This window comes from Sphingobacterium sp. 40-24 (assembly GCF_001899705.1).
GTDB lineage: Bacteria > Bacteroidota > Bacteroidia > Sphingobacteriales > Sphingobacteriaceae > Sphingobacterium > Sphingobacterium multivorum.
Genome location: NZ_MKWH01000054.1, coordinates 17,824 through 31,474, shown reverse-complemented (window position 1 = coordinate 31,474; position 13,651 = coordinate 17,824). Strand labels below are relative to the sequence as shown.

The following is a 13,651-nucleotide window of genomic DNA, read 5'->3' as shown; positions in this document are numbered from 1 at the left end:
ATAACGGAGCCTTCTACTAAAGCGAGCTAAGTGACAAGAATATAGCCTAATTAACAGTATAAATGCTCATAACCATGTTAAAGAACTATTTTAAAATTGCTTGGCGGAATATCAGAAAAAACAAAGGATTTTCTCTTTTAAATATGTTTGGCCTCAGCATCGGAATAACATGTTTCCTATTGTTGGCAGCGTACATCTATCATGAATCCAGTTATGAGCGTTTCCTTCCCAATGCGGACCGCCTGACTTATATTAGCCTCACCTATAAAGCACCCAATAGCACGGAAGAAGTAAATTCTGCCGTAACACCGACAGGCTTAGCTCCTACGTTGCAGGCTGAATTTCCGGATGTAGAACAGGCAACCAGATTATACGGCTATTCCAAAGGCGGCAAAATAGAATCCAAAGAGGCACTAATAACTGAAAAAGGCCTACTGTATGCTGACCAGAATGTTTTTAAAACTTTAGGTTATACCTTTCTCGAAGGTGATTCACGATCAGCCTTAGCAGAACCAAATCAGATTGTCTTAACAAAAAAACTCGCAGCGAAATATTTCCCCAATCAGTCGGCCATCGGTCAGACACTATCCATTGACAAAGTCAACTGGAAAATCACAGGTATCATCGCAGACTTGCCCACAAATACACAGTTGAACTTCTCTGCGCTCCTTTCCAACAAAGGATTAGAACGCTACAAAGAAATGGCTTGGTCATCTGCAAATGATATAACCATAGCGCTCCTAAAAAACAAAGATCAGGTCGGTTCGATCCAACATAAATTGGACCAAATGACAAAATCAAAATTCGCCGAAGCAACAAAACAAGGCTATCAATTTCGATTCGTCCTGGAAAAGCTGACCGATATCCATCTTCACTCCAAAGCAGCAGGTACGGGAAACATCACTTATATCTATATTTTATTGGCATTAGGTGCTGCACTTATTATTTTAACCTGCATCAATTTTACAAATTTGGTCTTAGCACATGCGCTTGAACGCAAGAAAGAAATCGGTGTCAAGAAAGTTTTGGGTGCAGCAAAGAAAACGATATTCTTCCAGTTCTTTTTTGAATGTAGCCTGATGGTTTTTCTAGCTGTTGTATTTAGCCTTCTGACTACGGTACTCTTGTTGCCCGTGTTCAGTTCATTTATGGGGGCCGAAATGAAATTAACCATATGGACAGACCCTCGGTTTTATACAATTTTACTTGTTTTCATAGCCTTGCTGACGCTTCTGTCAGGTGGCTGGCCAGCCTATTCAATTGCCAGTTCAAAGCCTATTTCTATTTTCAAGCGAAAATTAACTGAAAAACTACGTGGCCTATCTTTAAGCAAGGTGCTCGTTACTTTTCAATTCAGTATCTCTATATTTTTTATTATCTGTACCTTATTTGCGAGTAGACAGATGGATTTTATCCAGTCTAAGAATACCGGGTTAGATCGCTCTGATATGCTTGTCATCGATGGCCGAGGATGGCAAGATAAAGAAAGGCAGCTATTAAAAGAAAAGTTAATGCAGCTCAACAGTGTCCAGGGGGTTACCGCTTCGTATGACAACCCCGTCAATATCCAAGGTGGCTACAGCATCAGTGAAGTAGAAGGCCAACCCAATGATTTTGATATGAATGTCACTGCAATTCCGATTGAAAAAGATTTCGTATCCGTTTTCCATATTCCATCTGTTGCCGGTACACCGTTGTCAGACGCGGACATTTTGCGCGCAAAAGACACTATTTCACCAGAATATGGTTTTATAGTGAATACACTTGCTGCATCCGCCATGGGTTTTACTCCTGAACAGGCTATTGGAAAGAAAATCAACTTGAATGGGCGTAAGGGCAGCATCAAACAAGTCGTTGCGAGTTTTAACTTTGCGTCATTACATAACGAAGTCAAACCAATTGTGCTTTTTCCTGAATATGATTATTTCGGTAATATTTTCATTCGACTCAATCCGACGTCGCAGATAAAAGATGCTCTTGCGCAGATAAGAGCTGTCATCAAAGATATTGATTCAAAAAACAGCTTTGAATATCATTTTCTCAATGACGACTATAACAAATTATATCTCAAAGATCAGCAAACAACACGGGTAATGCAGTTATTTTCCATCATTACAATTGCTATCGCTTGTATGGGCCTTTTTGCCCTATCAGCTTATGCTGTACAACAACGCTTTAAAGAGATCGGTATCCGTAAAGTATTAGGTGCTTCAACGATCAAGATTGTCAACATATTGAGTGTTGACTTTATGGCCCTCGTCCTGTGTGCTGTATTGATCAGTGTACCCTTAGGCTGGTATGCCATGCACCGCTGGGTAGAGAATTTTGCTTACCACATCATGCTAGACTGGTGGGTATTTATTGTGGCGGCGATAAGTGCATTATTGGTATCATTTATCACCATTAGTTTTCAAACCATAAAAGCTGCGATTCTAAACCCGGTTGATAGTTTAAGAGATGAGTAATTGTTTTAGTAGCTATTAAAATAAAGACACCTGATAAATAACAAGCTGGACCTTTAAAATTCAAGTTTTTTCTATTTAGCAATAACCAATACGACAAATATGCTTAAAAATTATATCAAAATAGCATGGCGCAACCTGATGAAAAACAAATCCTTCTCTTTGATTAACATCATCGGATTGGCGATCGGTATGGCCGGAGCATTACTTATAGCACTTTGGTTGCAAAACATGTTAACCATGGACCGCTTTCATGAAAAGGGTGATCGCCTGCATGTATTGAGTAATCGAGACGAATTTCAGGGCGATAAATCAGCTTGGGCCTTCACTCCTAAAATATTAGGTCCCTCCTTGTCCGCCGATTTTCCAGATATAGAAACTTTTACCAGATATAATGAGAGCGGCCAATTTCTAACGACATTCAAGGATAAAAAACTGATCGCAAATACTGTTTTCATCGATCCCGGTTTTTTCAAGATGTTTTCTTTGCCTTTTGTGAAAGGAGAACAGAATATTAGATTTGATAACCCTAAAGGCCTTGTTCTCACAGAAAGCTATGCCAAGGCTTTATTTGGCAGCGAAGATCCTATTGGAAAATCAGTTCGGATAGACTCTGTTAATCAGGTCTCCGTACAGGCGGTACTTAAAGACCTTCCGAGTAATTCAAGTTTCAAATTTGATATTCTCCTACCATTTGAATATGCAAAAATAATTGGTTACGTGGATGATAACTGGAGCAATAATTCATTAACCACCTATGTGCTCCTAAAAAAAGGTGTCTCACTTACCGCGTTTAACAGCAAAATCAGAACCTATCTGAGAGATCATATCAATGCAAGTAATAAGGCTGCCGGTTACCAATCGGCTAGAAATACGGGTGAGATCTTTGCTTTTCCCTATCCCGATTCGTTTCTTTACAATAGCGGAAAAGGAGGAAATTATACGTCCGGACGTATCGATATCGTCAAGCTATTTGCTTGGATTGGTGTATTTATTTTATTAGTGGCAAGCATCAATTTTATGAATTTGAGTACGGCACGTTCCGAACGCCGTGCGAAAGAAGTCGGTGTCCGCAAAGTAATTGGCGCAAATAAGACAAGCCTAATGGCGCAGTTCCTCGTTGAAAGCATATTGATCAGCCTAATCGGCATGGTACTCGCGACGATACTTGTTTTTATTGTCCTGCCATTCTTTAACGAGCTTGTCGGAAAACAGCTTAGCCTATCGTTATTAAACTTACCAACCTGGCTATTTTTAATTGGCTTTGCTTTATTTACAGGTATATTAGCCGGTACCTATCCCGCCTTTTTCCTTTCTTCCTTTCAACCTATCAAAACGTTGAAGGGGAAATTCGTTTCTAAAACAAGGGGTCTTAGTATTCGCTCCATCTTAGTGGTCATTCAATTCAGTCTCGCGATTATATTGATTATCGCAACGGTCATTGTCGCCAAACAAATCCAGTACACTAAACAGCGCGACCGTGGTTATAAAGAAAATGGGTTGCTTTATAGCAGTATCAAAGGTGACTTAGAAAAGAATTATAAAATTTTACGCGACGAATTACTAGCCAGCAACGCAGTTGTTTCTGTATCAAAAAATATGTCGCCAGTAACCGATTTCTATAGCAATGGCTGGGGATTTACGTCTGGGACACCAACGGAACAGGACAAACGCATTTCCTATAACCGTTTTAGTACCGATGCAGATGCCGTAAAAAATCTAGGCCTAACTCTTATACAGGGGCGGGATATCGATATTTACAAGTTTGCGACAGACAGTACTGCTTTGATTTTAAATGAATCCGCGGTAAAAAGTTTGCACCTCAAAAACCCGGTCAATAGCATTGTGGATGGTGATGGAACAAAATGGACCGTAGTTGGGGTGGTCAAAGATTTCATTATGGGATCGCCATTTGGAGACAATAAACCCATGGTGATATTAGGACCGCAAGCCTGGTTTACAACGATCCATTATCGTTTAAATCCAAACAATGACATCGGAGACAACTTAAAAACGATTGAGTCCATCTTTAAAAAGTTCAACCCAGACTATCCTTTTGAATATCAATTCATTGACAAGACCTACGAAGAAAAATTTAAAGAGACAAAAGCTATAGGTACGCTAGCCATGATCTTTGCAGGATTGACGATCTTTATATCCTGTCTTGGTTTATTGGCATTAATCGCCTATATGGCCGAAACGCGCATGAAAGAAATTGCTGTCCGCAAAGTTCTTGGAGCAAGTGTCACCCAAGTAACTTCTTTACTTTCAATCGATTTTATTAAGCTTGTTGTGGTCGCAATTTTTATCGCCACACCTATCGCTTGGTGGGCAATGGATAAATGGTTACAAGATTACAGCTATCGAATTGAGATACAGTGGTATTACTTTGTCATTGCTGGACTATTGGCTATTCTGATCAGTATGGCCACGATAAGCTATCAAGCAATTAAGGCTGCACTGGGTAATCCTGTCGATAGCTTACGTGATGAGTAGCTTAAAGTCAAACAACATTTTTTTTGATAGCTTAAAACCAGATAGAAGACTATGAATTCATTCAAACTTGCTCTTCGCAGCATCATTGTCAACCGACAATATACCTGGATCAATATCTTGGGTCTAAGTATTGGTTTCTCCTTGTGTCTTCTTGTATTCGCTCTTGTCATTGAGGAAAATTCGTACGACAAAAGCTGGAAAAATGCGGATCATCTCTTTCGGATTGTCACTATAGATTCAACGGCTGGCCTTGAACGCCAAATGTCCAGAACATTCGTTAATTTAAGTACGGAACTCAAACAAGTATTTCCGGAGATTCAAAATGAGGCTCGGATAGAATCCAGAAAATATTATTTAAAACCGCATGCAAGCTCAGCACAGCCCATAGGCATACAGGTTTTGGAGTCGGAAATAAATATCTTGGATATGTTGACCATCAAGGTTCTCGAAGGCAATCCCAAACAGCTGGTCCAAGGAAAAACAAACTTGCTCATCGGCAAAGAATTCAAAGAAAAGTACTTTAAGAACGAAAATGTCATCGGCAAAGTCATCCAAAGTGCCGACCCCTATACCGATAAGCCATCCGATTATATCATCACGGGTGTTATGGATAATCTTCCTTATAATTCAACGCTCAGAGCTTCCGCCATTGCTTTAGTCCCCAAAATATCGATGGAATTAAGCAAAGATGGCTCAGGCTACTACACCGAACAATTTGTACAACTAAAACCCGGGACACCAAGAATAGATCTCGAGCAGAAACTAAATCATTGGTATAAAGGATACCTCAGTCCTAACACAAAACATGTGACTTCCTTTCGCCTGCAGCCTATTCAGGATATATATATGGAGCCATTAGGCAGTGCAGATATCAGCGGCAACCAAAAAACAACAAACATATTTGTGGGTGTTGCCGTTTTGGTCTTTATTATTTCCTGTATCAATTTTATTAATATTTACGCTGTAAGAACAGTTAAAAAATTAAGAGCACTTCATATACATAAAGTATTGGGGGCCAGCCGAGCCCAGATGATCAGACGAATGCTGTTAGAAACAATCCTACTGTTTTTTATTTCTGCATTATGTAGTTTGGTACTTTTTAGACTTGGATTGTCCCAACTGGAACACTTTATAGGCTATGATCTCGCTTATATTAAATCCATACAGCTCCCGTTGCTATTGGCCTTTATGACGACATCAATCGCCCTCGGCCTGCTAATTGGTTTTTATCCTGCATGGCTGATCTCTGGTATTAAGAGTTCAGATGCCTTAAAAAATAAGCTATCAAAAATTCCCCATGCGGAAGTCTTTATCAAAAAAATGCTTATCACTACACAGTTTAGCATTGCCATTATCGTCATCATTGGCCTTATAACAATCAAGTCCCAACTCAGTTATATGCAAGCAGCTCCCTTGGGAATGGAAGTCAAAAATGTGCTAAACATCGACTATTTCAATAAGGGTACACAAAATACAAATATAAAAGATCGAATTGGTCAACTTACTGGGGTTGAATCGGTCAGCGTCGCTGCCTGGACGCCGACAATCGGGTCAGGCTACCTTGCCAAGACAATCGTTGACAAGGACGATCCAGGGAAAAATATCCAAGTCAGTTTCATCGGTGGCGATGTCGATTTGCCCAAGACTTTGGGAATCCAGCTGGTTAAAGGTCGATTATTGACTCCTGAAGATTATACGCATGTTGAAATGGATCTGGGAGAAGATGAAGGTATCAATAATGCCCTTGTGACCGAAAGTACGGCAAAAAAGCTTGGGATAAACAAACTCGGTATCCTGTATAAAGACCTTCAAATTATCCCCGTCGGAATCATTAAAGATTTCCATAGTGAGTCTTTTCGTAGCAAAATAGTACCAACAGTAATTTTGGCAAAAGATTTTAACGGAAGCGGCAATATTCTGATAAAAGTAGGGAAAGGACAAGAACAACAAATCTTTCGATCGGTATCTCAAATTATACAAAATACCTATCCTGATAAACACGTTTCCTTCCATTGGATCGATGAGTTGATTGCAAAACAATATGAAAAAGAGAACAAGCAAGTGCAATTATTTATCCTATTCAGTGCATTGACATTGTTGATCTCCGCCTTAGGAATTACAGGATTGATTATGCAAAATCTCGAACAGCGTACTAAAGAAATTGGCATACGCAAAGTACTAGGCGCTACAGTGCTCGACATATCACGTCTCTTTTCAAAAGATTATCTCATCTTATCCACCTTGGCTATTTTTATTGCCAGTCCATTAGCGGGGTATTTTTCAAAAAAATGGCTTGAAGATTATGCGTACAATGTGGGCGTGCAATGGTGGTTCTTTATCCTTGCCGCGCTTGCCATCTTTTTGATCAGCATCATTACTGTCAATTTCCAAACAATACGTGCCGCACTAAACAATCCAGTAGATAGCTTACGAAACGAGTAAATATTCATTTATAGTAATAGAGGGGGCCTCAATATGATCAAGAATAATTTAAAAATAGCATGGAGAAATTTAACCCGCAATTTCTCTACCTCGTTTATCAACATCGTTGGGTTGGCCATGGGCATTGCAACCTGCCTTCTGATCAGCTTATATGTGACCGATGAATTTAGTTTTGATCGTTACAACGAGCATGCAGACCGTATTGTACGCGTTGTTTTCAGAGGAACGGTTAAGGGCGGAACGATCAATGATGCACATGTAATGCCACCTGTAGCTTCGACGATGAAGTCAGAGCTGCCCGAAGTGCAGGAAACAGCGCGATTAAGAATGGGTGGATCCCCCCTATTTGTTGCCAACAATAAAGTGTTCCACGAAGAGCAGATGGCTTTCGTGGATGCTTCTTTCTTCAAAATTTTCACGCTCCCTTTTATTAAAGGGAATATGTCTACAGCGATTTCTTCCCCTAATTCTGCAGTGATATCCGAATCCACCGCCTTAAAATACTTCGGCACAAACGATGTTGTCGGTCGAGACCTCATCATCAAAGATAATCCAACGATTCTCAAAATCACTGGAGTAATCAAAGATGTTCCACAAAGCTCCCATTTTCATTTTGATGTATTTACCTCTTTGGATGCACTGGAAGATTCACGTTCAGATTCATGGATGACCTCCGAATACTATACGTATGCGCTTCTTTCAAAAAATGCATCACGTGAAAAGCTCGAAAAAAACTTAGCCACCCTATTCGACAAACATGTTGCCACACAATTTATGGCCGGTTTTGGCATGAGTTACCAAGAATTCAAAAAAACGGGAAATAAGATCGGTCTTTACCTACAACCGCTCACAGATATCCATCTACATTCGAATTTCAACTATGACCTCAGTGTCCCTGGGGATATACGGTACGTTTACATCTTCAGCGCTATTGCACTTTTTATGCTATTGATAGCCACCATTAATTTTATGAATTTATCTACAGCCAGTGGTTTTAAGCGATGTAAGGAAGTTGGCGTACGAAAAGTACTGGGTGCTGACAAGCAAAACCTGATGCGACAATTTATGCTAGAGGGTGTCCTCCTGACTTATATTTCCTTAGGAATAGCTCTGGGAATTGTTTTACTTGCCCTCCCCCTATTTAATCAGATTTCCGGAAAAGAGATTGATATTCAAAAACTTGAAATATCTAAAATCATCCCCATCTTACTAGGTTTTGGTCTAATTGTCGGTCTATTTTCCAGTAGCTATCCCGCGTTATATCTATCCTCATTTAATCCGCTACGGGTATTAAAAGGGAAAATAAGCCGCTCGACTAAAGGCTTTAATTTACGTAGCGGACTTGTTGTATTTCAATTCATCATTTCTGTCGGGCTTATCTTTGGAACCGTGGTTGTTGTTCAGCAGCTGGATTATATGCGTCATATTAAACTTGGATATAACAAGGATAATGTCCTTATTATACCGAGCTGGCCTTTGGGAAAAAACGAAAAGACATATTATAATTTATTGATGCAAGACAGCAGGATCAAGCATGTCTCTCATTCGTCCTATCTTCCTGCTGGAGAAAGCAACAACAACAATTTTTTCATTTATCCAGATGGCAATACTGATCAATGGGTCAAAACAATTCGTTACGATGTTGATGAAGAATATATTCATGTTATGGGTATGCAACTTAAAGAAGGACGGAATTTCGCAAAAACATTTGGTAATGATAGCCTTTCTGTTATCATCAATGAAACCGCAGCAAAAGATCTGGGTTGGAACAATCATAGCCTTGGTAAAATATTAACCAATAAAGACAACAAAAGCTATCGTGTTATTGGTGTCGTTAAGGATTTCCACTTTCGTTCTTTGCATGAGCAGATCTCTCCGCTTGTGATGGTTCTTAGCGATCAAGCCGGGAGTTTGATTCTTAAAACACAAACAACCGATATGGAGAAGCTCATTCAAAAATTAGCGTCTCTCTATCGTTCCTTTCCGACAGACATTCCATTCAGCTATTCCTTTCTGGATGAGCGATACGCACAAACCTATCAAGCAGAAGTGAAAACGGGTAAGTTACTGAGTATCTTTGCGGGGCTGACTATTTTTGTGGCTTGCCTCGGTTTATTTGGCTTGGCTATTTTTACCGCCAATCAACGCAAAAAGGAAATAGGGATCCGGAAAGTTGTTGGAGCTACAGTTCCCGACATCACACGCATGCTTTCCACTGAATTCGTCAAACTCGTTCTCATTGCCATTGTCATTTCTTCTCCCCTAGCTTGGTGGATGATGCACAAATGGTTAGAAAATTTTGCATACCGTATTGAGATGCAATGGTGGATGTTTGTACTAGCAGGCGCGCTAGCCGTTTTTATTGCTTTAATTACAGTAAGTTCACAAGCGATACGCGCAGCCCTAACAAAACCTGTCGACAGTCTACGTGATGAATAAAATAGACTCGTCTGTTCAGCTATGGACAAAGCACTGTCCGATATCGAACAGCGAGTAAAAGAATCAGGAATGCAATCCGTTAATGATCAACAGGATAATTACTTGGCCAAACATTTGTATTTTTAATTTTTTAAGTAGAGCACAAGCTATCAGCAGCTCCACGACCAAAATAAATTCATATTTTAAGACAATGAACTTTACAAACTTCAAGATTGCTTGGCGAAATATCGGAAAGAAAAAAGTACAAAATCTGATCAATCTAATTGGATTGACCTGCGGTATTACTTTTCTATTACTTGTAGGTGCTTATGTATGGGATGTACATCAAGTGAATAGCAATATCAAAAATATTGATCGGCAATTTTTGTTGCAAAGCAAGTATAAGAAAGAAGGATTTGGTATTGACTTAACTACATTAGGGGCACTCCCCAAAGCTTTACATGAGGAGTATCCCAACCTGGTCTCCAATTATTATCGGATTGATGGGTTGACCGGTATCGTAGCGAACGGAGTAACAATCCATGAAGAAGGCATGTCTCTTGGAGATCCCAGTCTATTGACGATGTTCGGATTCCAGATTTTAGCAGGCAATGCCAATACCGCTTTGAATAATCCCTTTTCAGTAGTCATCAGTGACAAAGCAGCCATAAAATATTTCGGAAATGAGGATGTACTTGGCAAATCGCTACAAATAAAAAATTTCAAGGGTGAAAAACATGATTTTGAAATTACAGCAATCATTAAATCTGATGTCCAAAACGCCATTATGGATCTCACAAAGAATATGCATGCAGACATATTTTTACCGATCATCAACGAGCAATTCTTTGGCCGATCGATAGACAATTGGGATAACCCTTATATTGCCGGTTATATCGAATTGAAACCAGGTGTAAGTGTGGAGCGCGTAGATGCCGCCATCGAAACGCTGGTAAGAAAGAATACCGATAAAGAGTTTTCCAATCAATACAGCCCTAATTTAAAACCATTGAAAACCTATTATTTGGATGACAACCAAGGGGCCGTCCGCAAAATGATACAGACGTTGGTTTGGACTGCCATTTTCATCTTGATCATGGCCATCATCAATTTCATCAATTTTAGTATCGCTCAGCACATTACGCGATTAAAGGAAATCGGTGTTCGCAAGATGATGGGATCATCTCGCATGCAACTTATTAGACAACTGATGACCGAATATATCCTGATTGTGGCCATAGCAGCATTGATCAGTCTTCCAATTTACATCATCACGAGTCCAATCTTCGAACATGTCTTGATGCGTAAGCTACCCTCGTTGGTGGAATTGCCTATTTACTTTTTTGGTTTACTGATTATAATGACGTTGTTCATTGGTCTACTAGCGGGGCTCTATCCAGCCATTAAACTTTCCAATGTCGCGATACTTCCGGCAGTCAAAAGCCAGTTTTCGACGCTGGGGGGCAAACAACTGGTGCGAAAAATTCTTTTGTTTTTTCAATTTGGGGTAGCCTTGCTCCTGCTTGTCTGCACATTGATTATTTCCAAACAGGTGGATCTATTTCTCCATAGCAATCTAGGGTACAACAAAGATTACTTATTAACCGTTCAGGTACCTAGGGATTGGTCCGAAAATGGTGTTCGCAAAATGGAGACTTTACAACAGGAACTCAGCCAACAACCAGAAGTAAAATCAGTAAGCTTATCTTATGAAACTCCTGGATTGCTGGGGTCCAATATGCAGCCTGCATTCGGGACGACAGACGACAGAGAAATCCAGGTACAACGGATTACAAGTGATAGTCACTTTTTGGAAACCTACGAGATACCGCTAATTGCAGGAACTTTTCTTCCTAAACATTATGCAACGAATGCGGATAATAGACCAGTTGTCATCAACAAGAAGGCTATGGATGATTTTGGCTTTAAAAATGCCGAGCAAGCAATTGGTCAGCAAATAGCAATAAATGATCCTAATTACAAAATCACTATTGTGGGCGTTGCTGAAGATTTTGTAGCCAACTCACTGCATCAGGCATCTCCGCCTATTATCTGGATGGATGTACATGAGAGTCTTCAATATCGATACCTTAGCATTCGATTGAAGCAGGGACCTCTTTCCAATGCAGTACAACAGCTCGAAAAAAAATGGAAAACGTTGCTACCTGATGCACCATTCGAATATAAATTTATGGATGAACGCATCAAAAATCTATATGAAACTGAGCTGCAGTTGCATCGCGCTTCCCAGATTGCCACGGTTGTTTCGCTGCTGATTGTTGTATTGGGACTTACCGGATTAATATCGCTTTCCATCCATCTGCGCAATAAAGAAGTCGGCATTCGTAAAGTACTAGGGGCTTCACTAGCACATTTGATGTTGCTCTTTTCAAAAGAGTACTACGGAATATTCCTATTTGCTGCCTTTACGACAGTTCCACTGAGTTATCTATTGATGCAATACTGGCTACAAAATTACATCATCCGCGTAGAAATCAATGCATTTACTTACTTGTTACCATTGGGTACATTGATTGGATTGCTGAGTTTATTGGTTGGCATTATTGTATTTCGATCAACTCGGTTTAATCCCGTTGAAAAATTAAGAGATGAATAAGAAAAATGAGCCGTAGGGTGTGCGAAAATTATTATCAAGCTGAATTGGGTGTAGTAGTTTATAATTGGTTCCCTACGGCTCCGTATCTTTATACTCTTCCAGTAGCTATTCGTTGCGAACAGCTACTGGATGGGTAACTCCTTATTCCTTTAACCTTCATAGCTTTTCGATAGATAAACAAATCCATATTTTGATTCTTTCCGAATAAGTTTAAGCTCATCAGACCGATTGAGCAAATCTTCAAGTATCTTCATCAAGTTTTTAGGTTTTACATATGTATCGAGTATCATACAAACCAATTTATGTATCTCATAAGGACTCCTATTTTTATTAAAATATCCCGTGCCAACCTGCGCTTCGATGATTCTCTTGACCTTCCGAAGCTCATTCAACGTAGAAGGTTCATTTGGATCAAAATTATGGCGGATGTCCATTATCTTAAATTCGATCTCCTGTACCCCTTCTTCAATGGATAATCTATATAAATGGTAAATAACCTCCTCAGCCAATGTATTAACGTGCAACTCATAAGCATACTTTTGCTTGGATAAATTCATCCCTAAAGGCAACATGGCATGTATACTCCCCACTTCTAACACACGACAAAAAATATAGTAATCAATAGCAAGAATCGTTTTAATTTTGAAAGACTCAACTTTGCTTATAAAATCCAGTGCTTTTCCCATTAAAAAAGATACTTCTTCGGGTGAGAGACCATTTGAAATACGCTGTAATATCATCCGATAAAAGAACTGCATTTCCAACGGTTGACAACGATGCTTATACACCCGTTTGAACACTTTAAAATTATTTCTCATTATAGCTCATATAGTTATTCCATACAAAGAAATAGAAATAATTTAAAAATTTAAAACATTTGTATAAATAAAAATAACATTTTGTATATTTATCTATACAAAAAAAAGAGCATACTAAATCATAACTATGACAAAACTAGGTGAATTTTTAGAGAAGAAATCCGTTAATAAATCGCGAATTGCGCGAAAAACGGGTTTAAGTAAGGCAAGAATCAATGAGTTAACGATGACCGAAACGGCCAAATTACGTTTGGATGAAATGTACCTGATTGCATTGGCTATTGATACAGATCCAGCTAAAATGATGTTCGAATTATGTGATCATCTCCAGTTGAAAGAGATTGAAGAGTAAGCAATTCTCCATTTTTCGCCAGTGCTTAGCTCGTCTGTGCGATACT

At 39.4% G+C, this 13,651-nt stretch carries 7 protein-coding genes; 6 read left to right on the top strand and 1 reads right to left on the bottom strand.

Going from position 1 to position 13,651, the window contains the following annotated elements; genetic code table 11:
• Positions 1–74: 74 nt before the first annotated feature.
• From BGP15_RS19255 to BGP15_RS19235, 5 genes are all read left to right on the top strand, one after another.
• Complete coding sequence (locus BGP15_RS19255; RefSeq protein WP_286770534.1) at positions 75–2,465, top strand: ABC transporter permease; 2,391 nt, start codon at positions 75–77, stop codon at positions 2,463–2,465.
• A 99-nt stretch (positions 2,466–2,564) separates the two neighbouring features.
• Positions 2,565–4,958, top strand: coding sequence for an ABC transporter permease (locus BGP15_RS19250; RefSeq protein WP_286770533.1), 2,394 nt, complete (start codon positions 2,565–2,567; stop codon positions 4,956–4,958).
• Positions 4,959–5,009: 51 nt separating this feature from the next.
• On the top strand, positions 5,010–7,400 hold the full coding sequence (locus tag BGP15_RS19245) for an ABC transporter permease (protein WP_286770532.1): 2,391 nt from the start codon (positions 5,010–5,012) through the stop codon (positions 7,398–7,400).
• Between the two features lie 33 nt (positions 7,401–7,433).
• On the top strand, positions 7,434–9,839 hold the full coding sequence (locus BGP15_RS19240; protein WP_286770531.1) for an ABC transporter permease: 2,406 nt from the start codon (positions 7,434–7,436) through the stop codon (positions 9,837–9,839).
• Between the two features lie 190 nt (positions 9,840–10,029).
• Complete coding sequence (locus BGP15_RS19235) at positions 10,030–12,435, top strand: ABC transporter permease (protein WP_286770530.1); 2,406 nt, start codon at positions 10,030–10,032, stop codon at positions 12,433–12,435.
• 149 nt (positions 12,436–12,584) lie between these two features.
• Here the strand turns inward: BGP15_RS19235 and BGP15_RS19230 are convergent, their stop codons facing one another.
• Positions 12,585–13,253 (bottom strand): hypothetical protein, encoded by a 669-nt coding sequence (locus BGP15_RS19230; protein ID WP_159332743.1) that lies wholly within the window; start codon positions 13,251–13,253, stop codon positions 12,585–12,587.
• 127 nt (positions 13,254–13,380) lie between these two features.
• Here BGP15_RS19230 and BGP15_RS19225 point away from each other — a divergent pair, with 127 nt between their 5' ends.
• On the top strand, positions 13,381–13,605 hold the full coding sequence (locus BGP15_RS19225) for a helix-turn-helix domain-containing protein (protein WP_070566237.1): 225 nt from the start codon (positions 13,381–13,383) through the stop codon (positions 13,603–13,605).
• Positions 13,606–13,651 lie beyond the last annotated feature (46 nt).

Excerpts from the sequence above, each read along its gene's own strand:
- BGP15_RS19255 (WP_286770534.1), top strand. The coding sequence starts at position 75 with ATGTTAAAGAACTATTTTAAAATTGCTTGGCGGAATATCAGAAAAAAC.
- BGP15_RS19250 (WP_286770533.1), top strand. The coding sequence starts at position 2,565 with ATGCTTAAAAATTATATCAAAATAGCATGGCGCAACCTGATGAAAAAC.
- BGP15_RS19245 (WP_286770532.1), top strand. The coding sequence starts at position 5,010 with ATGAATTCATTCAAACTTGCTCTTCGCAGCATCATTGTCAACCGACAA.
- BGP15_RS19240 (WP_286770531.1), top strand. The coding sequence starts at position 7,434 with ATGATCAAGAATAATTTAAAAATAGCATGGAGAAATTTAACCCGCAAT.
- BGP15_RS19235 (WP_286770530.1), top strand. The coding sequence starts at position 10,030 with ATGAACTTTACAAACTTCAAGATTGCTTGGCGAAATATCGGAAAGAAA.
- BGP15_RS19230 (WP_159332743.1), bottom strand. The coding sequence starts at position 13,253 with ATGAGAAATAATTTTAAAGTGTTCAAACGGGTGTATAAGCATCGTTGT.
- BGP15_RS19225 (WP_070566237.1), top strand. The coding sequence starts at position 13,381 with ATGACAAAACTAGGTGAATTTTTAGAGAAGAAATCCGTTAATAAATCG.